The sequence below is a fragment of the Streptomyces sp. LUP47B genome (genome assembly GCF_001746295.1).
Taxonomy (GTDB): Bacteria; Actinomycetota; Actinomycetes; order Streptomycetales; family Streptomycetaceae; genus Streptomyces.
Window position 1 is genome coordinate 1,088,148 of sequence record NZ_MJAH01000001.1, and the last position, 22,940, is coordinate 1,111,087.

Below are 22,940 nucleotides of genomic sequence, written 5' to 3' on the forward strand. Positions count from 1 at the left end.
CAGCGGGCCCTGTTCGTCATGCCGTCGCCGCAGGACCGCACGCCACAGCAAGACCGCACGGAAGGACCACCGGGTGTCGCTCTTCACTCGTTCTCGTCAACTGCCGGACACCACTGAGGCCGAGGCGGAAGCGGATGGTGGGGGTGCGACGGGGGAAGAGGTGACGGAGGAGGTCCTGGAGGCTCCTGAGGCGGCCGAGACCACTCAAGCCGCCGCGACCATTGAGACTGCCGGGACCGCTGAGGCCGGCGAGACCTCCGAGGCCGCCGACTCCCCGCGCCCCGGCTGGTTCGGCTGGCGCCGCCGCTACCCCCGCACGGCCCGTGGCGTGTCCGTGGGGGCGAGCGTGCTGGCCGGCGTTCTGGTGCTGCTCGTGCTGCTCTTCCCCAACCGGCTCGACCACATGAACCTCCGGTCGTTCTTCCGTCTCCCCGTCGAGGCGATCGTGCTCGCGGTCGTCCTCCTCGTGCTGCCGCCGAAGGCGCGCCGGATCGTGGCCGTGCTCTTCGGGGTGTTCCTCGGGCTGTTCACCGTCCTGAAGTTCATGGACATGGGCTTCTACCAGACCCTGGCCCGGCCGTTCGACCTGGTCTTCGACTGGATCATGCTGGGCAACGCGACGGACTGGCTCAGGGAGTCGTTCGGCCGCACCGGCGAGATACTCGCCGTGACCGGGGTGATCGTCCTGTTCATCGCCGTGCTCGCGCTGTGCACGTGGGCGGTGGTACGGCTGGCGAACGTGATGTCCCGGCACCGTCAGACGGCCGTCGGCACCACCCTGGTCCTCGGCACGGTCTGGGTCACCTGCTTCACGGTCGGCGTGCAGTTCGGCGGTGTCTCGTTCGCCACCAAGGGCAACACCGAGTTCCTCGCCAACCGCGTGCAGCACGTGCGCAACGGGCTGGGGGACGCGAAGGTCTTCGAGAAGCAGTCCGCCGTCGACGCCTTCGCCGCCACACCGCCCGACCAGCTCCTGACCGGGCTGCACGGCAAGGACGTCATGTTCACCTTCATCGAGAGCTACGGCCGCGTGGCGATCGACGACCCGGCGATGGCACCCGAGATCGACGCGACCCTCAAGAAGGGCGACGCGACGCTCAAGTCGGCCGGGTTCGCGTCGCGCAGCGGCTGGCTGAAGTCCCCCGTGACGGGTGCCGGAAGCTGGATGGCGCACTCCACCTTCCTGTCCGGCCTGTGGGTCAAGAACCAGCAGCGATACCTGAACCTCACCTCCAGCAAGCGCGCGACCCTCACCAGCTACTTCCAGAAGACCGGCGACTGGCGCACGGTCGGCATCGTGCCGGGTGTACGCAAGTCCTGGCCCGAGGGCAAGTACTTCGGCCTCGACCACATCTACGACTCCACGCACCTCGGCTACAAGGGTCCGTACTTCAGCTGGACGCCCGTGCCGGACCAGTTCAGCCTGGAGGCCTTCCAGAAGCTGGAGCACGGCAAGAAGAACCGTGACCCGATCATGGCGGAGATCATCCTGGCGTCCAGCCACAACCCCTGGTCGCCGATCGCCCACACGATCGACTGGAACGACCTCGGCGACGGCTCCGTCTTCGAGCAGATCAAGAAGGAGGGCACGAACCCGACGGAGGTCTGGAAGAGCCAGGAGCGCGTGCGCACCGAGTACCGCAAGGCCATCCAGTACTCCGTGGACAGCCTGACCCAGTGGATGCAGCGCTACGGCGACGAGAACACGGTCCTGGTCTTCCTCGGCGACCACCAGCCCGTCCCGACCGTCACCAAGGGATCCACCAGCACGGACGTGCCGATCACGATCGTCGCCAAGGACCCGAAGGTGCTGGACCGGGTCGACGGCTGGAACTGGACGGACGGCCTCAAGCCCGCCGACAACGCACCCGAGTGGGGCATGGACAAGTTCCGCGACCGCTTCATGACGGCGTTCGCGAAGTGACTTGCCTCCGCGCCGATCGCCTGGATTACTGATCCCCAGCACCACGACCGAATGATCGGTCGCCCGTGATGACGCGGTTGGGGAAAGGGACGTTCCGATGGCGGATGCGGCGGAGCTGCTGGACTCGGGGGAACGACTGGATGCCGGGGCGTTGCGGGCGGTGCAGCTGGAGCGTCTGCGGGCGTCACTGCGGCACGCGTACGAGCACGTGCCGTTCTATCGGGAGTCCTTCGACAAGGCGGGTGTCCGGCCGGACGACTGCCGCTCCCTGACCGACCTGGCCCGGTTCCCGTTCACCACCAAGGCTGACCTGCGCGAGCACTATCCGTACGGGATGTTCGCCGTGCCCCGGGACCATGTGCGGCGCATCCATGCCTCCAGCGGCACCACCGGGCGCCCCACGGTCGTCGGCTACACCGAGAACGATCTGGACCTGTGGGCCGACATGGTGGCGCGTTCCATCCGGGCGGCCGGCGGCAGGCCGGGGGACGTGGTGCATGTGGCGTACGGCTATGGGCTGTTCACCGGTGGACTCGGCGCACACTATGGCGCCGAACGCCTCGGCTGTACGGTCGTCCCCGCGTCCGGCGGCATGACGGCACGCCAGGTCCAGCTCATCCAGGACCTGGAACCCGGCATCATCATGGTGACTCCGTCGTACATGCTCACGCTGCTCGACGAGTTCGAGCGGCAGGGCGTCGATCCGCGCGGCACCTCCCTGCGTGTGGGCATCTTCGGTGCCGAGCCCTGGACCGAGGAGATGCGCCGGGAGATCGAGGAGCGGTTCGCGATCGACGCCGTGGACATATACGGGCTCTCCGAGGTGATCGGCCCGGGCGTCGCGCAGGAGTGCGTGGAGACCAAGGACGGGCTCCACGTGTGGGAGGACCACTTCTACCCCGAGATCGTCGACCCGATCACCGGCGAGGTGCTGCCGGACGGCGAGAGGGGTGAGCTGGTGTTCACCTCGCTCACCAAGGAGGCGATGCCCGTCATCCGCTACCGGACCCGGGATCTGACCCGGCTGCTGCCGGGCACGGCCCGGGTGTTCCGGCGGATGGAGAAGGTCACCGGCCGCAGCGACGACATGGTGATCCTGCGTGGGGTGAACCTCTTCCCCACGCAGATCGAGGAGATCGTCCTGCGCACCCCGGGCGTCGCACCGCACTTCCAGCTCCGCCTCACCCGCGAGGGCCGTCTTGATGCCCTCACCGTGCGCGCGGAGGCCCGGCCGGGCGCCACACCCGAGACCCGGGACGCGGCCGCACGGACCATCGCGACGGCCGTCAAGGACGGCATCGGGGTGTCGGTCGCCGTCGAGATCGTCGAACCGGAGTCCCTGGAGCGGTCCGTCGGAAAGATCCGCCGGATCGTCGACCTGCGTCCCCGCTAGCCCGCGAACCGGTCCCGCAGCTCCCGCTTCAGGATCTTCCCGCTCGCGTTCCTCGGCAGCTCGTCCACGAAGACCACCCGCTTGGGCGCCTTGAAGTGGGCGAGTTTCTCCCGGGCGTGGTCGAGCAGCTCGGCCTCGGTGACCTCGCCGCGCGGGACGACGACCGCCGTGACGGCCTCGATCCACCGCTCGTCCGGCAGGCCGATCACGGCGACCTCGGCGACGGCGTCGTGCGTGTACAGCGCGTCCTCGACCTGGCGTGAGGCGACCAGCACGCCACCGGAGTTGATGACGTCCTTCACCCGGTCGACGATCGTGAAGTAGCCGTGCGCGTCCCGCACCGCGAGGTCCCCGGAGTGGAACCAGCCGTCCCGGAAGGCCGCCTCGGTCTCCTCGGGCTTGTCCCAGTAGCCCTCGCACAGCTGCGGCGACTTGTAGACGATCTCGCCGGGCGTACCGTCGGGCACGTCCTTGCCGTTCTCGTCCACGACCCGTGCGTCGACGAACAGGACGGTACGGCCGCAGGAGTCCATCCGCCCCTTGTGCTCGTCGGGTGCGAGGACAGTGGCGAGCGGGCCGATCTCGCTCTGGCCGAAACAGTTGTAGAACGCCAGCTTCGGCAGACGCTCGCGGAGTCGTTCCAGGACGGGCACCGGCATGATCGAGGCGCCGTAGTACGCCTTGCGCAGCCCGCTGAGGTCACGCGTGGCGAAGTCGGGACGGTTGGACAGTCCGATCCACACCGTGGGCGGCGCGAACAGGCTGTCCGCGCGGCCCTGCTCGATCAGGTCGAAGAGACGGTCGCCGTCGGGCGCGTCGAGGATGATGTTGGTGGCGCCGACCGCGAGATACGGCAGCAGGAAGACGTGCATCTGGGCCGAGTGGTAGAGCGGCAGCGAGTGCACGGGCCGGTCCCCCGCGCTGAGATCGCAGGCGGTGATCGCGCTCAGGTACTCGTGGACCAGGGCGCGGTGGGTCATCATCGCGCCCTTGGGCAGGGCCGTCGTCCCCGAGGTGTACAGCAGCTGGACCAGGTCCTCACTGCGCGGTTCGGGGCCGTCATACGGCGATGCGGTGGCCAGGCGGGCCAGCAGCGACTCGTCGGCGTCCCGCAGGGGCAGCGTGCGCACACCCTCCGGCAGCCGCCCCGCGAGGTCGGGATCGGCGAGGACGAGCGTGCTGCCCGACTGGCCGACGATGTACGCGAGATCGTCGCCGGTCAGGTTCTGGTTGACCGGCACATGGACCAGGCCCGCGCGGGCGCAGGCGAGGAAGGCGATCAGATACGCGTCCGAGTTGTGGCCGTAGGCGCCGACCCGGTCACCGCGGTCCAGGCCCTGGTCGAGGAGAACGCGCGCCGCTCGTGAGACGGCGTCGTCGAGTTCCTCGTAGGTCCATGAGCGCTCGCCGTACTCCACCGCGACGCGCGCCGGGGTGCGCCGGGCGCTGCGCCGCAGCACCCCGTCAACCGTACTGCCGTGTCCAGGCGTCATACGGGACAACCTACCGGTTGGTACGCTCAACCGCCCCTTCCCTCAATGACGTTGGGAGGCACGATGCGCACCCGCCTCAGACGCGCCGCCGTCGCGGCCGTGGCCCTGTTCGCCACCGCCGCCACGCTGCCGGCCGCAGCCGCGCAGAACCAGCAGAGACAGGACCATCCGTCCCACGGCGGTCTGTCCGCCACCATCCGCTACACCGAGTACGGCATCCCGCACATCCTCGCGAAGAACTACGCGGACCTCGGATTCGGCACCGGGTGGGCGCAGGCCACCGACCAGGTGTGCGCGCTCGCCGACGGGTTCGTGACCGTGCGCGGCGAGCGTTCCCGCTTCTTCGGGGCCGACGCGGCCTCCGACTCCGCGCTCTCCTCGGCCACGACGAGCCTCGCCGGCGACCTGTACTTCCGCGGGGTGCGGGAGGCCGGGACGGTGGAGAAGCTGATGGCCACGCCCGCGCCGCGGGGTCCGAGCCGTGCGGTGAAGGAGCTGATGCGGGGCTTCGCGGCGGGCTACAACGCCTGGCTGCGGAAGAACCGGATCACCGACCCGGCGTGCAAGGGTGCCGACTGGGTGCGTCCGGTGACGGTCCAGGACGTGGCCGCGCGCAACTTCGCGCTGGCCGTCCTCGGCGGTCAGGGCCGGGCCGTGGACGGCATCACGGCCGCGCGGCCGCCCGCGTCCACCACCCCGACGGCCGGTGCGCCGGACGCCCGGGACACCGCCCGCGCGGCCCGGGAACTCTTCGCCGCCGACTCCGCCGACATGGGCTCCAACGCCGTCGCCTTCAGCGGGGCCACGACGGCGAACGGCCGCGGGCTGCTCCTCGGCAACCCGCACTACCCCTGGCAGGGCGGCCGCCGCTTCTGGCAGTCGCAGCAGACCATCCCCGGCGAGCTGAACATCGCCGGCGGCTCACTGCTCGGCTCGGCGACCATCTCCATAGGCCACAACGCGCAGGTGGCCTGGAGCCACACCGTGGCCACCGGCGTCACCCTCAACCTGCACCAACTGACCCTGGACCCGGCCGACCCGACCACGTATCTCGTCGACGGCAGACCGGAGCGGATGACCGAACGCCGGGTGACCGTCGCCGTCCAGGGCGGCGAACCGGTGACGAGGACCCAGTGGTGGACGCGCTACGGCCCGGTCGTCACCTCGCTCGGCGCCTCGCTGCCGCTGCCCTGGACGACCACGACGGCGTACGCCCTCAACGACCCGAACGCCGCCAATCTGCGCGGCTCCGACACGGCCCTCGGCTTCAGCAAGGCCCGCAGCACCGCTGACGTTCTGGGCGCGTTGAAGCGCACCCAGGGTCTGCCGTGGGTCAACACGATCGCCGCCGACGCACAGGGGCACACGCTGTTCACGCAGTCCCAGGTGCTCCCCCGGATCACCGACGAAATGGCCCAGCGCTGCTCCACTCCCCTGGGCAGGGTCACCTACCCCGCCTCGGGCGTGGCGATCCTCGACGGCTCACGCGGTGACTGCGCCCTCGGCAGCGATCCGGACGCCGTACAGCCGGGGATCTTCGGGCCCGCGAAGATGCCGGTCCTCAAGGACGCGCCGTACGCGGAGAACTCCAACGACAGCGCCTGGCTCGCCAACGCCGAGCGGCCGATCACCGGGTACGAGCGGGTCTTCGGCACCGTGGGCACGCAGCGCTCGATGCGCACCCGCGGCGCTCTCCAGGACGTGTCCGCGATGGCCTCGCGCGGCCGGTTGACCCTACGGGACCTTCAGGCGCAGCAGTTCGCCAACCGGGTGACCGCGGGCGGCCTCGCGGCGGCGGACGCGGCGAAGGCATGTGCCGCGCTCCCTGGCGGCACCGCAACAGGCACTGACGGCACGGTCGTTGACGTCCACGAGGCCTGCGGGGTGCTCGCGGCCTGGGACCGCACCGCGAACACCGACAGCCGGGGCGCGCTGCTCTTCGACCGGCTCTGGCGGAAACTGCCCGGTTCCTCACTGTGGAAGGTGCCGTTCTCGGCGGCCGACCCGGTGGGCACCCCGAACACGCTCAACACCGACGCGCCGGCCTTCGCCACGGCCCTCGCGGACACGGTGACCGAGCTCGGGGCGGCCGGTGTCCCGCTGGACTCGCGCCTCGGGGAGCACCAGTTCGTCGTACGGAACGGCGAGCGCATCGCGGTTCCGGGCGGCACCGAGTCGCTGGGGGTGTGGAACAAGGTCGAGCCGGTGTGGAACCCGGCGGGCGGCGGATACACGGAGGTGACGACCGGGTCGAGCTACATCCAGGCGGTGGGCTGGGACGGCGGCCGCTGCCCGGTGGCCCGCACCCTGCTGACGTACTCCCAGTCCTCGAACCCGAACTCGCCGCACTTCAGCGACCAGACGCGGCTGTTCTCGGCGGAGAAGTGGGTGACGTCCCGGTTCTGCGAGAAGGACATCCTGTCGTCGCCGGCGCTGCGGGTCGTCCGGGTCCGTTCCTGAGGCTCACACCGGTCGCGAGCGCCCCTGCCAGTACGGATCCCTCAGGCGTCGCTTGTACAGCTTGCCGTTGGGATCGCGGGGCATCTCGGTGATGAAGTCGACGCTCTTCGGGCACTTGTAGCCGGCGAGTTGCGCGGCGCAGTGGGCGAGGAGGTCTTCGGCCAGGTCCGGCCCGGGCGTCCGACCCGGGGCCGGTTCCACCACGGCCTTGACCTCCTCGCCCCAGTCGTCGTGCGGGATGCCGAACGCGGCGGCGTCGGCGACGGCGGGGTGCTGGAGCAGGACGGACTCGATCTCGGCGGGGTAGATGTTCACCCCGCCGGAGATGATCATGTCGATCTTGCGGTCGCGGAGGAAGAGGTAGCCGTCCTCGTCCAGGAGGCCCAGGTCGCCCACGGTGAAGAAGTCTCCGATGCGGTTCTTCTTCGTCTTGGCCTCGTCCTTGTGGTAGGCGAAGCCGCCCGTGTTCATCTTCAGGTACACCGTGCCGAGTTCGCCGGGCGGCAGCCGGTTGCCGTCGTCGTCGAAGATCGCGAGCTCGCTGATGGGCCAGGCCTTGCCGACCGTGCCGGGCTTCTTCAGCCAGTCCTCGGCGGTCGCGAAGGCTCCGCCGCCCTCACTGGCGGCGTAGTACTCCTCCACACAGGGGCCCCACCAGTCGAGCATCGCCCGCTTCACATGGTCGGGGCAGGGGGCGGCCCCGTGGATGGCGTGCCGCATGGACGAGACGTCGTAGCGCGCCCGGACGTCCTCGGGGAGGGCCAGTAGACGGTGGAACTGGGTGGGGACCATATGAGTGTGGGTGCACCTGTGTGTGTCGATGAGTCGCAGCATCTCCTCCGGCGTCCACTTGTCCATCAGGACCAGCCGGTGCCCGATGTGCAGGGACGCGGCCGCGAACTGGAGGACGGCCGTGTGGTAGAGCGGCGAGCAGACGAGGTGGACGTTGTCGCCGAAGGGCTGGATGCCGAAGATGCCGAGGAAGCCGCCGAGGTAGGCCTCCTCGGGCCGCTTGCCGGGCAGGGGTCGGCGGATACCGCGCGGGCGGCCCGTCGTACCCGAGGTGTAGTTCATGACCCAGCCGAGTTCGCGGTCCACGGGCGCCGACTCCGGTTGTCCGTCCAGGAGTTCGGCGTAAGGGCGGAAGCCGTCGATCCCGCCGACGGCGTACCGGTGGCTCGCCGGGAGGCCCGCCTCGTCGGCCGCCTGCCGTGCCGCGGCGGCGAAGCGCTCGTCGGCGATGAGCACCTTGGCGCCGGAGTCGGCGACGATCCAGGCGATCTCGGGGGCGACGAAGTGGTGGTTGATCGGGACCAGGTAGAAGCCGGCCTGGCTGGCGGCGAGGTGCGCGGTGAAGAACTCCGCGCTGTTGGGCAGGACGACGGCGAAGGCGTCACCGCGTTGGAGTCCGGCGGCGCGCAGGCCGTGCACGAGCTGGTTGGCGGCGGCGTGCAGGCGGCCGGCTGTCCATGGCGAGCCGTCCGGGGCGATGAGGACCGTACGCGAAGGGTCCTGGGTGGCCTGGGCCCAGAAGCCCGCGGGAGGTGTGCTCGTCACTGGCCGCTCCTTCCGGCGATGCGGTTGATGCGATCGACGGCTTTCTCGAAGCCGCGGGTGAGGTCGTCGAAGACGGCCTGGACGCTGCGTTCGCTGGTCATCCGTCCGACGATCTGGCCGACCGGTGTGCCCAGCAGTGGCTCCACCTCGTACTTCTGGATCCGGGACACCGCATCGGCGACCAGCAGGCCCTGCAGGGGCATCGGCAGGGTGCCGGGTCCGTCGGCGGAGTCCCAGGCGTCGGTCCATTCCGTACGGAGCTGGCGCGCGGGTTTCCCGGTCAGCGCACGGGAGCGGACGGTGTCGCCGGAGCCGGCCGCCAGCAGCTTCTCGATCAGCCTGGGCGAGGGCAGTTCGGCCTCTGTGGTGGTCAGCCATATGGAGCCCAGCCACACACCCTGAGCCCCTAGTGCCAGCGCGGCCGCCACCTGCTGCCCGCTGCCTATGCCGCCCGCCGCCAGCACGGGCAGCGGGTCCACGGCGTCGACGACCTCGGGCGTGAGGACCATGGAGGCGATGTCCCCGGTGTGACCGCCGGCCTCGTAGCCCTGGGCGACCACGATGTCGATGCCGCCCTCCTTGTGCTTGAGCGCGTGCCGGGCACTGCCCGCGAGGGCCGCGACGAGGACGTCCTGATCGTGCGCACGGGCCACCACGTCGGCGGGCGGGGAGCCGAGGGCGTTGGCGAGCAGCCGGATCGGATAGTCGAAGGCGACGTCCAGCTGGTTGCGGGCGACCTGCTCCATCCAGCCCGTGATACGCCACCCGGACACCTCGCCCTCCGCGAGTTCGGGCACGCCGTACTTGGCGAGGGTGTCCTTGACGAACTGCCGGTGCCCCTCGGGGATCATGGCCTCGACGTCGGCCTCGGTCACCCCCTCGACCTTCTTGGCGGGCATCACAACGTCCAGGCCGTACGGCTTGCCGTCGACGTGCGCCTCGATCCAGTCGAGGTCGCGTTTGAGTTCGTCGGGGGCCGTGTAACGGACCGCGCCGAGCACTCCGAAACCGCCGGCCCGGCTGATGGCCGCGGCGACGGCGGGGAACGGCGTGAAGCCGAAGACGGCGTGCTCGACTCCCAGTTTCTTGCTCAGCTCCGTCTGCATGGCCGCAGGATGCCGCAGTCCTCCGGACGACGGAAGGGTTTTTCTGATGCTCCGTCAGATTCAGGTCTCCGGATCGGGGCGGACGGGTGAGGGCGTCCAGTTCGCCGCGTCATCCGGGAACTGACGGCTCAGCCGGGAATGTCCAGCCGCTGGGTGCCGACGACCGACAGCAGTCGTAGCGCTTCTTCGGACGGGGAACCGGGCGTGGCCGTGTAGATCACCACGCGCTGGTCCCGGTCGGCGATGTCCAGGACGTCGCAGTTGACGGCGACCGGGCCGACGACGGGGTGGTCGAAGGTCTTGCGGAGGGTGGGGCGGGAGGCGACGTCGTGGGCGGCCCACAGCCGGGCGAACTCCTCGCTACCGTCGAGGAGTTCCGCCACCAGGCCGGTCAGCTCGCGATCGTCGGGATAGCGGGCGGAGGCGGCGCGCAGCTGCTGTACCGAGGACAGTGCGAACTCCTCCCCGTCCGACACCCCGTAGAGTCGCTGGCCCTCCGGGTGTGGGCCGAGGAAGGCACGCCGGACGAGGTTGCGGTCGCGGCGGGAAAGGGCGGAGAAGTCCTCCATGAGGGCCGCGGCCAGGTCGTTCCAGGCGATGACCTCATAGGCGGCCGAGATGACGATCGCGGCGGCCTGCGGCAGCCGGTGCAGCAGGTCGACGATGCTCTGGCGCACCTCGCGGGAGGGGCCCGGCCGCGGGCCCGGCGGGGTGCCTGCTAGATGGTGGAGGTGGTCGCGTTCGGCGTCCGACAGGCGCAGGGCGCGGGCGACCTGGGCCAGCACCTCGAGGGAGGGGCGGGGTGCGCGCGACTGCTCCAGCCGGGTGTAGTACTCGGTGGAGATGTACGCCAGCTGCGCCACCTCCTCGCGGCGCAGGCCCGGAGTGCGGCGGCGCGGCCCGGCGGGCAGGCCCACGTCCGCGGGGGTGATGCGCTCGCGTCGGCTGCGCAGGAAGTCGGCCAGTTCTCGTCGGTCCACCTGCCCAGTGTGCGCGGGTTCGGGGGCGCCCAGCCAGGTACCACTGGTGCCTGGATGAGGATCGTGGCCAGGGGGAGGCTCGTCGGCATGACCAACACCACGATCACACCCCTGCTCGCCGACAAGGTCGCTTTCGTCACCGGTGCCGGACGTGGCATCGGCGCGGCGGCCGCACGGCTGTTCGCCCAGGAGGGCGCCCGCGTGCTGCTCGCCGCCCGCACCGAAACCCAGCTCAAGGCCGTGACCGAGGAGATCCGGGCGGCGGGCGGCACCGCCGACTACGTCCTCTGTGACCTGGCCGACCCGACGAGCGTCCAGGCCGCCGTGGACCGGGCCGTCGAGCTGTACGGCAGGCTGGACATCGCCTTCAACAACGGTGCGACCAGCCAGCAGCCCGGCCCGATGGACCAGCTGTCCGAGGCCGACTTCGACCACGTCATCTCCGTCAACCTCAAGGGCCCCTGGCTGGCGATGAACGCCGAGATCGCCGCGATCCGGGCCACCGCGGGCACCGGCGCGATCGTCAACAACTCCAGCGTCGGCAGCCTGATGGCCAACCCCTGGCTGCCCGCGTACGGCGCCGCGAAGCGTGCGGTCAACAGCCTGACCGCGTCGGCCGCCGCCACCTACGGCCCGGAAGGCATCCGCGTCAACGCCATCGCCCCGGGCACCACGCTGACCGAGATGATCGACGAATGGGAGACGAACTCCCCGGGCATCGTCGAGCAGCTCGTCGCGCAGACACCGCTGGGCCGAGGCGCCGACCCGTCCGAGATCGCCGAGGCCGCCGCCTGGCTCCTCAGCGACCGGGCCTCGTACGTCACCGGAGTGGTACTCCAGGTCGACGGCGGCAGCCGGGCGTGAGAGGCGGGCACCGCGGCGGGACACGGCAGCCCGTCCGAGGGGGAGCCGCACCCGAGCGGCGCACGGCCACCGGCCCTGAAGGCAGGCACGCACACGAGCGAGACACGCAGCCGGGCCGTAGTACTCCAGCTCGACGGCGGCAGCCGGACGTGAGGGGCGGGCACCGCGGCGAGACACGGCCACCGGTCCGAGAGCAGGCGCACTCGAACGGCGCACGGCAACCGGCCTGAGACAGTCGCGCGCACACGAGCGGGACACGCAGCCGGGCTGTAGTGCTCCGGGTCGACGGCTGCAGCCGGACGTGAGGGGCGGGCACCGCGGTGGGACACCGCAGCCCGTCCGAGGGGGAGCCGCACCCGAGCGGCGCACGGCAACCGGCCCTGAAGGCAGGCACGCACACGAGCGGGACACGCGGCCGGGCCGTGGTACTCCGGGTCGACGGCGGCAGCCGGACGTGAGGGGTGGTCGCCGCGGCGGGGCACGACGGCCGACCTGAAGGGAGCCGCACCCGAGCGGCGCACGGCAACCGCCCGAGGGCAAGCGCCCTGAAAACGGGACGCGGCAGCCGAGCCCGAAGGGCACGCGCACTCAAGCGGCACACGGCAGCCGGCCTGAAGACAGGCACACCCGAGCAGCGCACGGCAGCCGGGCCTGAAAGACAGGCCCCGCGGCCAGTGCATGTCAGGCTCCGAGTTCCTCCAGTACGGCCATCGCCGCGTTGTGACCCGGCACGCCGCTCACCCCGCCGCCGCGCACGGCGCCCGCCCCGCACAGCAGCACGTTCGTGTGCCGGGTCTCCACGCCCCAGCGGCCGGTGCCCTCCTGGGTGTACGGCCAGGACAGTTCCCGGTGGAAGATGTTGCCGCCGGGCAGCCGCAGGTCCCGTTCCAGGTCGAGCGGGGTCTTGGCCTCGATGCAGGGCCGGCCGTCCGCGTCCGTGGCCAGGCAGTCGGCCAGCGGCTCGGCGAGGTGGGCGTCGAGCTGGGCGAGGGTCGACTTGAGGAGTTCCTCGCGTACGGCGTCGTTGTCCCGGTCGAAGAGCCGGGCGGGGGTGTGCAAGCCGAACAGGGTGAGGGTGTGATAGCCCTGCTCGACGAGGTCAGGGCCGAGGATCGTCGGGTCGGTCAGGGAGTGGCAGTAGATCTCGGACGGCGGCGCGGTGGGCAGCCGGCCGGCGGCGGCCTCGGCGTGGGCGGTGGCCAGCTCCTGGTAGCCCTCGGCGATGTGGAAGGTGCCGGAGAACGCCTCGCGCGGGTCCACCTCGTTGTCGCGCAGTCGCGGGAGGCGCTTGAGCAGCATGTTGACCTTGAGCTGGGCGCCCTCGGCGGGCGTGGTCGGCTGGTCGCCGGTGAGCACGGCGAGTTGCTGCGGTGAGGCGTTGACCAGGACGTGCCGGGCCGCGACGCTGCCCTCTCCGGCGGCCGTGCGATAGGTGATCTCCGCCGCGCTGCCGTCCGTGTCGATCCGTACGGCCTCGTGCCCGGTGGCGAGAACCGCGCCCGCGTCCCGTGCCGCCGTGGCGAGAGCGTCGGTGAGGGCGCCCATGCCGCCGACGGGGACGTCCCAGGCTCCGGTCCCGCCGCCGATCACGTGGTAGAGGAAGCAGCGGTTCTGCTTGAGGGAGGGGTCGTGGGCGTCGGCGAAGGTGCCGATGAGCGCGTCGGTCAGGACGACACCCCGGACCAGGTCATCGGCGAAACGATCCTCCACGGCCACGCCGATCGGCTCCTCGAACAGGACCCGCCACGCCTCCTCGTCGTCCACCCGCAGGCGCAGTTCGTCCCGGGTGGGCAGCGGCTCGGTGAGGGTGGGGAAGATCCGCTGCGCGACGCGGCCCGTCATGTCGTAGAACCGCTGCCAGGCCTGGTACTCGCGTTCGCCGCCGGTGAGCCGGGCGAAGGCCTCCCTGGTGCGGCGCTCGCCGCCGCCGACGAGCAGACCGGTCGGCCTGCCGTCGCGTTCCACGGGGGTGTACGACGAGACGTTGCGCGTGCGGACGCGGAAGTCCAGGCCGAGGTCGCGGACGATCTTCCTGGGCAGCAGGCTGACCAGATACGAGTAGCGCGACAGCCGGGCGTCCACCCCCGAGAACGGCCGGGTGGAAACCGCCGCGCCCCCGGTGTTCCCGAGCCGCTCGAGCACCAGTACGGACCGCCCGGCCCGGGCCAGATAGGCGGCGGCGACCAGTCCGTTGTGGCCCCCGCCGACGATGACGGCGTCGTAACTGCGGTGGAGTCCCTCGTGTGCAGGCATGGTTCTTCGTAACACGTGGTGATCTAGGTCGGCCAGAGGTGGACCGCAGCCGGCCCACAACCCCGGCCCCGGTCACTGTGCTCCCGACGCCCGCTGCTGCCGCAGCACCGCCACCCGGCGGTACAGCTCCACCGCCTCCGCGCCCCGCCCCAGCTGCTCCAGGCAGTGGGCCTCGTCATTGCGGCTGGCGAGGGTGTCGGGGTGGTCGGCGCCGAGGACGCGTTCGCGGGCGGTGGCCACCTTGCGGTACTCCGTGAGGGCGTCCGCCCAGCGGCCCAGCCAGCCCAGGCCCACGGCGACCTCGCGGCGGCTGACCAGGGTGTCCGGGTGTTCGGCCCCGAGGACTCGTTCGCGGATCGCGCACACGTCACGGGACTCGGCGAGGGCTTCTTCCCAGCGGCCGAGGCGGCCGAGGTTGACACCGAGGCCGTGCCGGGCGCGCAGGGTCTCGGGGTGGGCGGGCCCGTGGACGCGGGTGCGGTCCTCGACGAGGTCGCGGTAGAGCTGGAGGGCGTCCGCGCTGCGGCCGAGGCGCCCGAGGCTGATGCCGACCTCGTAGCGGGCGGCGAGGGTGTCGGGGTGGTCGGGGCCGAGCGCCTGGGCGCGGGCTTCGGCGACCTCGTGGTAGGTCTGCAGGGCCTCCCCCCAGCGCCCCAACTGGCCTAGTGCGTAGGCGACTTCGTAGCGGGTGACCAGGGTGTCGGGGTGGTGGGGGCCAAGCACCCGGGTGCGGGCCGCGGCCACCTCGCAGGCCATGCGGTACGAGTCCTCCAGGCGGCCGAGCCTGCTGAGGTTGAAGGCGAGGTTGTGGCGGCAGCGGAGGGTGTCGGGGTGGTCGGGGCCCATACCGCGTTCCCGTGCGGTGAGCACCGAGTTGTAGACCTGGTGGGCGTCGAAGTGGCGGCCCAGCTGGCCGAGGACGTACGCCATTTCCTGGCGGGCGGCGAGGGTGTCGGGGTGATCGGCGCCCAGGGCGCGGGTCCTGGTCGCGGCCACGTGCTTGTACTCGCGCAGGGCGTCGGCGGCGCGGCCGGTGCGGCTGAGGGTGAAGGCGATTTCGTAGCGGCTGGCGAGGGTGTCGGGGTGGTCGGGGCCGAGCAGGTGCTCGCGCTCGGCGGCGACCGCGCGGTGCACTTCGCCGGCCTCGGCCCAGCGGCCCAGGCGACCGAGGCTGAGTCCCGCGTTGTGCCGTCCGGCGAGTGCCGCGAGTGCCTGCGCGGAGGGCACGGGCGGCTCGTCCGGCACGGGTTCCTGGGTGCGGCCGGTGGTGGGGCGGGCGATCCACTCGCCGGTGAGGCCGGCCCCGGCGTCGGGGGGTGTGGTGACGAGGCCGGCGCCGGTGGCCTTGTGGCCGGTGGTCATGCCACGGGTCCAGGACGGCAGCCGGGTCTCGCGGGGGCGGGCGGGCTCGGCGGACTCCGGCGGCCGGAAGTCGGGCCGCGGGGTCACGACGGTGGGCACGTAAGCCGGGGTGGTGCGGCCCAGGGTGATCCGGCGGCCCAGCTCACGTGCGTCGTGCGGGCGCTGTTCGGGCTGTTTGGCCAGCAGGTCGAGGATGACCCTCTCGAGGTACTCCGGGAGTTCGGCGCGGTGGCTGCGCGGCGGCCGGGGTGGGGTGTCGCGGTGGCCGACGAGGATCGCCCACGCGTCCTCCAGGTCGAACGGCGGTGCGCCGGTGGCGATCTCGTACAGCACACATCCCAGGGAGTACAGGTCGCTGCGCTGGTCGACCTCGGAACCCCCTATCTGCTCCGGTGACATGTAGTGCGGGGTGCCCATCGCGATGCCGGTGCCGGTCAGCCGGGAGGTGAAGTCGACGTCGTGGCCGAGGCGGGCGATGCCGAAGTCGCAGATCTTCACCGTGCCGTCGGTGAGCCGGACGATGTTCGCGGGCTTCAGGTCCCGGTGCACGATGCCCTGCTGGTGGGTGTAGGCGAGGGCGGCGGCGACCTGGTCGGCGATCTCGACGACGTCCGCGACGGGCAGCGGGTGCTGTTTGTTGTCGTCGAGGAGCTGGCTGAGGTTGCGGCCGTCCAGGAGCTCCATCACCAGGTAGAGGACGCCGTCGGACTCGCCGAAGTCATGGACGACCGTTATGCCGCGGTGGCTGAGGGCGGCGGCCACGCGCGCCTCACGCCGGAACCGCTCTCTCAGGACCCTGGTGAAGTTCTGGTCGTGGTGCCCGCCCAGCGGCTTGAGACACTTCACGGCGACATGGCGGCCCAGCGACTCGTCGCGCGCCCGCCACACCTCGCCCATGCCGCCGCGCCCGATCAGATCGAGCAGCCGGTACCGACCCTGGATGAGCCTGCTGTCCCCCATCTCCTGCGACCGCCCCCGTAAAGTTCGCCCCGCCCTCCCCTGTCTCGCCCAGTATGGCGACCTATCGTCCGAGTTTGTACGGGGCGGGGCGGGAGCCCGGTCCGAGGCGGGCCATGGCGCGCAGGATGTGTTTGGGCGGGAGTTGCCAGCGCAGACGTGCGGGAACACAGCGCAGCAGGGTGCCGGTGGCGCGCAACTGGCGGGTGACGGTGGTGGGTTCGGGCGCTTTCCTGCCGTACAGCTCGTGGGCGTACGGCGGCAGCGCGGCGTACGCCAGCTGCGCCACGCGCCGCCACAGCAGCTCACGCGCCGGGACGAGGAGGGGGTGCGTCGGCGGGCGGAGGAGGAAGTCGTCCACTTCGCGGGACTCGGGCGTGGCGGCGAGTTCGGGGAGCATCTTCTCGAAGTAGGCGGCCATCTCCGACCGGCTCGCCGGTACGGCGTCGGGGTCCAGGCCCACCAGGCGGGCGCTGACCCGGTGTTCGGATATATAGCGGTCCGCCTGTTCGTCGGTGAGGCGGAAGCCGGAGCGGCGGGCGACCTGGAGGTAGGAGTCGATCTCGGCGCAGTGCACCCACAGCAGGAGTCCGGGTTCGTCGACGCCGTAGCGCTCACCGATGACGGGGTCGGTCGCCCCGAGCATGCTGTGGATCTTCCGGACCCTGGCGCCTGCCTTCTCGGCGGCCTCCGTGGTGCCGTAGGTCGTCGTGCCGACGAAGTTGGCGGTGCGCATCAGCCGGCCCCAGGCTTCGCGCCGGAAGTCGGAGTTCTGCATGACCCCCCGCAGGGCGCGCGGATGCAGGGCCTGGAGGTAGAGCGCGCGGATGCCGGCGACCCACATCATCGGGTCGCCGTGGATCTGCCAGGTCACCGACTCCGGGGTGAACAGCCCGGGATCGCCGGCCTCGAAGCCGGCCGTGCCTGCCGTACGTCCAGGTGTGATCACGGCCTCCCACCTGTCTCCAGAGCATCACGCCGATCCCCGAACCCGAGGTCACTCCGGATCGTTCCCAGAACGCCGCTGGGTCATTCCCTTGTCACCGGCGATCACGATGCCGGCCCCCGGCGGACTCACTGCCATCAGGGCCCCCTGGCGGCTCGAGGTCGCGAAACCGATCCGAGCGCCAACGGGCCCTGTCCCCGCCGCGTCGAGCGCCGTGCTACATGTTGATCATGTGCCCTGCGAGGCCGTGGACGGCTTCCTTGACCGCCTCGCCCAGGGTCGGGTGGGCGTGGACATTGCGGGCGACCTCGTGGACGGTGAGGTCCCACTGCTGGGCCAGGGTCAGCTCGGGGAGGAGTTCGGTGACGTCCGGGCCGATCAGGTGACCGCCGAGGAGCTCGCCGTACTTGGCGTCGCTGATCAGCTTCACGAAACCGGTCGCGTCGCCCAGACCGTGGGCCTTGGCGTTCGCGGTGAACGGGAACTTGGCGACCTGGACGTCGAAGCCCTTCTCCCGCGCCTGCGCCTCGGTGTAGCCGAAGCTGGCGATCTGGGGCTGGCAGAAGGTGGCCCGCGGGATCATCACGTAGTCCAGCTCCATGGTCTCCGCGTCCGCGATCGTCTCGGCGGCGACCACGCCCATCGCCTCGGCGGCGTGCGCGAGCATCAGCTTCGCGGTGACGTCGCCGATGGCGTAGATGTGCGGGACGGAGGTGCGGCACCGGCCGTCGACGTCGATCGCGCCGCGCTCGGTGACGCGCACGCCCGTGTTCTCCAGGCCGTAGCCGGTGACGTTCGGGGCGAAGCCGATCGCCTGCAGGACCTTGTCGGCCTCCAGGACCTGCTGGGCGCCGTCCTTGCCGGTCACCGTGACACGGACCTGCGGGCCGGACTCGTCGATCGACTCGACGCGGGTGGACGTGAGGACATCGATGCCCAACTTACGGTACTGCTTTGCCAGTTCGGCGGAGACTTCGGCGTCCTCCAGCGGGGCGACCCGGTCCAGGAACTCGACGATCGTCACCTTCACGCCGTAGTTGTGCAGCACGTACGCGAACTCGACACCGATCGCGCCGGCGCCGGCGATCACGATGGACTGCGGCAGGTCCTCGGCCAGGATCTGCTCCTCGAACGTCACCACGCGCGACGTGCGACGGGTGCCGGGCAGCAGCTTGGGGCTCGCACCGGCGGCGATGATGCAGTGATCGAAGCCGATGGAGCGGGTGTTGCCGTCGTAGTCGGCCACCTGGAGCGTGTGCGGGTCGACGAACGTACCGCGACCGCTGATCTCCGTGATCTTGTTCTTCTTCATCAGGTAGTGGACGCCCTTGACCCGGCCGTCCGCGACCTTCCGGCTGCGGCGGAAGGCCTCCCCGTAGTCGAAGGAGACCTCACCGTCCACCTTGATGCCGAAGGTCTTCGCCTCGCGCGTGAAGAGGTGCGCGAGCTCGGCGTTGCGCAGCAGGGCCTTGGTGGGGATACAGCCCACGTTCAGACAGACGCCGCCCCAGTACTTCTCCTCGACTACCGCGACGCGCTTGCCCAGTTGGGCGGCCCGGATGGCGGCTACGTATCCGCCGGGGCCCGCGCCGAGTACGACGACGTCGAAGTGCTCACCCTGCTCGTCCATGGACGGCTTCCTTTCCGCTGGGGCGGCCGGCTCCCCGCGAGGGGCCGGCTCACTCCCGATCGAACAACCTGGTCATCAACTCGACAGCGGCGGCATCCGCCACCGCCCACCGCCGGGGAGCCGGTGGGTGACGAGTGAGGCGACCACATGGTGCACCACCTCGGCAGCAGTTCCCCGCACGTCCGCTTCAGCGCCCCGGCGCCGTGATCTATGCCCGTTCCGCCATCATCGACGGCGGACCGACGCCCCGTCGACTTCGTGTACTCCTGCCTCGGCGGCCACTGACTGAGCGCTTCGAGGCCCAAGGCGGCGACCACGCCGTGCGCACCGGGCTGGAGGACGGCATCCGGCTGTGCCTCGCGGGCGGCGCCCCACGCCAGAAGGGGTCCTGTCATCTCGTACGGATCGGATCCGATAGCGGGGGTCGTGGCCGGGCGCGGGCGACCGCCGTCGCCAGGGAACGGCCGCCGGGGTCCGGCTCGCCCGGCGATCCCGGGAGCCGCTCGGACCACCCGGCCGGAGCGGCCCACGTGGATCCTGGCGACGGTCTGCACGGCCGAACGCGGTGCACCGCAACCGTACGTTCCCGTCGCCACTGTCGCCCGGCTGCTGTGGGCGGGTCTGCGCCAGGGCGGTCGACGGCATCAGCGTCCGGTAGCCCTGAACCTGGGTCGGGTGGACAACGTCGGCGCAGGACGACCCGCCTTCGTCGCCATGGCCTGACGCCACCGCCCGCCTCGGTCACCAAGGTCTCTCGCTACCGGCCCGCCTCGTCCTCGATGTCGCGGACCAGCTCGATGGCCCGGCCCAGGGTGACGAGGCGGGCGTCAAGGGTCTCGCCGGCGGGGTAGAAACGAACCGTGTCGACACCGGCACCGCGCCACACGCGCAGCCTCTCGCGCACCATGTCCTCGGTTCCGATCAGCGTGGTCGCCAGCACCATCTCGTCGGTGACCAGTGCGACCGCGCCGTCCCGGTCTCCGGCCTGCCAGCGGGTCCGGACCTCGGCGGCCACCTCGGCCCAGCCCTGGCGGCTGTAGGCGTTGTTGTAGAAGTTCGTGGTCGCGGAGCCCATGCCACCGAGGCTGAAGGCCAGCTCCTTCTTGCGCCCGGCCACCATCGCGCGCAACACGTCCTCGTCGTCCGCGAAGGCGACCTCGGCGCCCTGGCAGATGTCGAGGTCGGAGCGAGTGCGGCCGGCGGTGGCCAAGCCCTGGTCCAGGTGATCGAAGTACGCCTCTTTGGCACCTTCGGGCACGAAACTGGTGCCCAGCCAGCCGTCGGCGATCTCGCCGGTCAGGTGCAGCATCTTCGGCGAGAGGGTGGCCAGGTAGACGGGGATGTCGTACTCGGCGCGCATGGACAGGCGCATGGGCCTGCCGTCCCCGCCCGGCAGCGGGATCTGGAACTCCCGCCCCTCGTACGAGACTTTTTCTCCGGCGGCGGCCCGTCGGACGATCTCGACGGTCTCCCGCATGCGCGACAGCGGCCGGGCGAAGGGCACGCCGTGCAGCCCTTCGATCACCTGCGGTCCGGAGGGGCCGAGCCCCAGGAGGAAACGCCCCTGGGACAGCTGCGACAACGTGATCGCGGCGCGGGCGATGGCCATCGGGGTGCGGGTACCGAGCTGGATGATCCCCGATCCGAGAAGCATGCGCTCGGTCTTCGCGGCGAGGTAGCCCAACGGCGAGGGCGCCTCGGAACCCCATGCCTCCGCGACCCAGCAGATGTCCAGACCGAGTTTCTCCCCCTCGGTGACGTAGTCGACGATCTCCCGCCAGTCGCCCCCGGAGGCCTCGATCGTGGTGGAGGTACGCATCAGAGACCCACCTCGCCCGAGGTCCCGGTCCCCTCGGTGCCTCCGGTGCTCTCGGCCAGTTTCTTGATCTTTTCGAGGGTGACGGTCATGTTGGCCTCGAACTCCCGCATCCGTACGAAGACGATCTTCTGCTCCTTCTCCGGCATACGATCAATGGCATAGGAGAGGCCCGAGCGGCCCGGCCCCATCTGCATCCACTCCGTGAGGAGAGTGCCGCCGTCCTGCGGCGCCAAAGTGAACCGCCAGACCGCCGACGGATGCTGCGGACCCTCGACCGCCCAGGCGAACGTCCTCGACGGCTCGTACTCGACGACGTGGGACGTGGTGGCCCACTCTCCGAACGCCTCATGCTTGCTCCGGCCGATGAACCGGGCTCCCGGCGCAGGGCCGTTACGGCCGTCCAGCCACTCGACCGACTGGAGCTCGGAGCTCAGCCGCGGCATGAGCTCGATGTCGGCAACCAGCGCCCACACTCGAGCCGACGGGGCGGCGATCCAGGTGTGGACCTCAACCGTCGGCTTGTCCGCGTAGCGCGCGCCTGTCCACTCCATGGTCCTGCGGCCCCCTGTCTCTACCGAGAATCCTCATTCGAGCACCTGACCAGTAAAGTTGCGTAAAAGGACTTACTTGTCAAGGGCGTGCACAGGCCACCACAGGGCTGACCATTCAGCCCGCGAACCGCTCCTGCACGTCCGACCGTTCGGCCAGATGCGGTGGATAGCCGGGGCCCATCAGCGCGCGAGTGTTGTCCGCGGTCATGGGCTCGCCGCAGGCGGCACACACCACCTCGGCATGGGTTTCCCGTCCGCACGCGTCGTGCAGCATCGTCACCGGCGGACCCGCTTCCCCGGCCAGCCAGCGGTCTCCCCACCGGTTCATCACCAGCAGCACGCCGTAGAAGTCGCGCCCCTTCTCGGAGAGCACGTAGTCGTGTCGAACCGGCTCCGTCTGGTACGGCCGCTTCTCCAGCAGCCCCTCCTCCACCAGCCGGCGCAGCCGGTCCGTCAGCGTGTTGCGGGCGATCCCCAGCGACTCCTGGAACGCGTCGAACCGCCGGATCCCGTAGAACGCCTCGCGCAGCACCAACGGCGTCCACTGGTCGCCGAGCAAATCCATGGTCCGCGCGATCGAGCAGGGCCACTGCGCAAAGGATGTCCGCCTCATGACGGCCAGCATAGGTTCGTCCAGTCGTGAGACCCAGCAGGTGAACCGAACATGGGCCGATGAGCAGCCTCTTGTGTTCCATCAATAACGAAGTTATGTTGCCGCCATGAAACGTGACTTGCTGGGCAGAAGGCTGGTTGTCACCGGAGCAGCTCGCGGCATCGGCGCGAAGGTGGCACGTCTCGCCGGCGCCCGAGGTGCCCGTGTGACCCTGATCGGGCTGGAGCCGGATCGATTGCGTGACCTCGCCGATGAGCTGGGCCCCACCGCTTCCTGGCGTGAGGCCGACGTGTGCGACGCCGCCGCTCTGCGGTCGGCGATCGACGGGGCCGCCGAGGTCATGGACGGCATCGACCTCGTCGTCGCCAATGCCGGCGTGGTGGCCTACGGCACGGTGCGGCAGACGGACGAGGCGTCGTTCGAGCGGGTGATGGACATCAACCTCAACGGCGTGTTCCGCACCCTCAAGTACGCGACGCCCCACCTGGAGCGCAGCCGGGGTCATGTGCTGGTCGTGGCGTCCGCGCTGTCGTTCATGCCGCTGGCCGCGATGGCCTCGTACGGCGCGAGCAAGGCGGCGGCCGAACTGCTCGCCCTGACCTACCGCCAGGAGGTGGCACACCTCGGGGTCACGGTCGGCCTGGTGCACCCCTCCTGGATCGACACGGACCTCGTCCGGGGCGCCGAAGCGGATCTCCCGTCCTTCCAGGGCCTGCGCAACCGGCTGCCCTATCCCGGCAACGTCACCACGAGCGCCGACCGGGCGGCCGCCGCGATCGTCGACGGGCTGGTGCGCCGGCGCAGCCGCGTGTACGTGCCGCGCGCGGTCGCCGTGGCCAACTGGGCGAAGGGAGCGCTGAACTCACCGCTGGCTTGGCCCTGGGCCAGGCGCTTCGCGGCCCGGGCGGTGCCTTCCCTCGAACGGGAGGTCGCGGCGCTGGGGAGGCATGACCAAGTCACGCCCGGCACCGATGCCCTCGCCGCGGAGACCAGATCCTCCTAGCCGCACACCGGCGCACCAGGGTGCGCCCA

General features: G+C 70.8%; 16 protein-coding genes. 5 read left to right on the top strand and 11 right to left on the bottom strand.

Translation table 11 applies throughout. From position 1 onward, the window contains the following. Positions 1-73 precede the first annotated feature (73 nt). Both BFN33_RS04885 and paaK read left to right on the top strand, forming a co-directional pair. Positions 74-1,924: a sulfatase gene (locus tag BFN33_RS04885; RefSeq protein WP_069758570.1), complete on the top strand. Its 1,851-nt coding sequence runs from the start codon at positions 74-76 to the stop codon at positions 1,922-1,924. Positions 1,925-2,021: 97 nt separating this feature from the next. Further along, a complete protein-coding gene (gene paaK / locus BFN33_RS04890; protein WP_069758571.1) occupies positions 2,022-3,317 on the top strand; it encodes a phenylacetate--CoA ligase PaaK in 1,296 nt (431 codons plus the stop codon). On the opposite strand, the gene BFN33_RS04895 is transcribed toward paaK, so the two are convergent. Further along, the gene (locus BFN33_RS04895) at positions 3,314-4,810 is read right to left on the bottom strand and encodes an acyl-CoA synthetase (protein WP_069758572.1); all 1,497 of its coding nucleotides are present in this window, start codon (positions 4,808-4,810) and stop codon (positions 3,314-3,316) included. The two genes, paaK and BFN33_RS04895, sit on opposite strands and share 4 nt — an antisense overlap. Before the next feature lie 63 nt (positions 4,811-4,873). Here BFN33_RS04895 and BFN33_RS04900 point away from each other — a divergent pair, with 63 nt between their 5' ends. Continuing rightward, positions 4,874-7,270 (top strand): penicillin acylase family protein, encoded by a 2,397-nt coding sequence (locus tag BFN33_RS04900; RefSeq protein ID WP_069758573.1) that lies wholly within the window; start codon positions 4,874-4,876, stop codon positions 7,268-7,270. 3 nt (positions 7,271-7,273) lie between these two features. Here the strand turns inward: BFN33_RS04900 and BFN33_RS04905 are convergent, their stop codons facing one another. From BFN33_RS04905 to BFN33_RS04915, 3 genes are all read right to left on the bottom strand, one after another. Further along, complete coding sequence (locus tag BFN33_RS04905) at positions 7,274-8,827, bottom strand: acyl-CoA synthetase (protein WP_069758574.1); 1,554 nt, start codon at positions 8,825-8,827, stop codon at positions 7,274-7,276. Continuing rightward, complete coding sequence (locus BFN33_RS04910) at positions 8,824-9,933, bottom strand: nitronate monooxygenase (RefSeq protein ID WP_069758575.1); 1,110 nt, start codon at positions 9,931-9,933, stop codon at positions 8,824-8,826. Before BFN33_RS04910 ends, BFN33_RS04905 begins: the two co-directional genes overlap by 4 nt. A 128-nt stretch (positions 9,934-10,061) precedes the next feature. Beyond that, complete coding sequence (locus BFN33_RS04915) at positions 10,062-10,913, bottom strand: helix-turn-helix transcriptional regulator (RefSeq protein ID WP_069758576.1); 852 nt, start codon at positions 10,911-10,913, stop codon at positions 10,062-10,064. Between the two features lie 54 nt (positions 10,914-10,967). On the opposite strand from BFN33_RS04915, the gene BFN33_RS04920 reads away from it, so the two are divergent. Next, positions 10,968-11,777 carry a glucose 1-dehydrogenase gene (locus BFN33_RS04920; RefSeq protein WP_069758577.1) on the top strand — a complete coding sequence of 270 codons (810 nt, stop codon included), beginning with the start codon at positions 10,968-10,970 and terminating at the stop codon, positions 11,775-11,777. Between the two features lie 681 nt (positions 11,778-12,458). On the opposite strand, the gene BFN33_RS04925 is transcribed toward BFN33_RS04920, so the two are convergent. The 7 genes from BFN33_RS04925 to BFN33_RS04955 all read right to left on the bottom strand — a co-directional run bounded on the left by BFN33_RS04925 (position 12,459) and on the right by BFN33_RS04955 (position 21,908). Beyond that, a complete protein-coding gene (locus BFN33_RS04925; RefSeq protein WP_069758578.1) occupies positions 12,459-14,030 on the bottom strand; it encodes an NAD(P)/FAD-dependent oxidoreductase in 1,572 nt (523 codons plus the stop codon). A 72-nt stretch (positions 14,031-14,102) separates the two neighbouring features. Then, positions 14,103-16,352, bottom strand: coding sequence for a serine/threonine-protein kinase (locus BFN33_RS04930; RefSeq protein WP_069758579.1), 2,250 nt, complete (start codon positions 16,350-16,352; stop codon positions 14,103-14,105). A gap of 61 nt (positions 16,353-16,413) precedes the next feature. Then, positions 16,414-17,196, bottom strand: a complete 783-nt coding sequence (locus BFN33_RS04935; RefSeq protein ID WP_256122662.1) for an oxygenase MpaB family protein — start codon at positions 17,194-17,196, stop codon at positions 16,414-16,416. A 316-nt stretch (positions 17,197-17,512) separates the two neighbouring features. Further along, a complete protein-coding gene (lpdA, locus tag BFN33_RS04940) occupies positions 17,513-18,925 on the bottom strand; it encodes a dihydrolipoyl dehydrogenase (protein ID WP_069758580.1) in 1,413 nt (470 codons plus the stop codon). 757 nt (positions 18,926-19,682) lie between these two features. Further along, complete coding sequence (locus tag BFN33_RS04945; protein ID WP_069758581.1) at positions 19,683-20,744, bottom strand: LLM class flavin-dependent oxidoreductase; 1,062 nt, start codon at positions 20,742-20,744, stop codon at positions 19,683-19,685. Next, positions 20,744-21,295, bottom strand: coding sequence for an SRPBCC family protein (locus BFN33_RS04950; RefSeq protein WP_069758582.1), 552 nt, complete (start codon positions 21,293-21,295; stop codon positions 20,744-20,746). The genes BFN33_RS04945 and BFN33_RS04950 overlap by 1 nt, the downstream gene beginning before the upstream one ends. A gap of 115 nt (positions 21,296-21,410) precedes the next feature. Next, complete coding sequence (locus BFN33_RS04955) at positions 21,411-21,908, bottom strand: helix-turn-helix domain-containing protein (protein ID WP_069758955.1); 498 nt, start codon at positions 21,906-21,908, stop codon at positions 21,411-21,413. A 106-nt stretch (positions 21,909-22,014) separates the two neighbouring features. Between BFN33_RS04955 and BFN33_RS04960 the strand changes: the two genes are divergently transcribed. Continuing rightward, positions 22,015-22,911, top strand: coding sequence for an SDR family oxidoreductase (locus BFN33_RS04960; protein WP_069758583.1), 897 nt, complete (start codon positions 22,015-22,017; stop codon positions 22,909-22,911). Positions 22,912-22,940 lie beyond the last annotated feature (29 nt).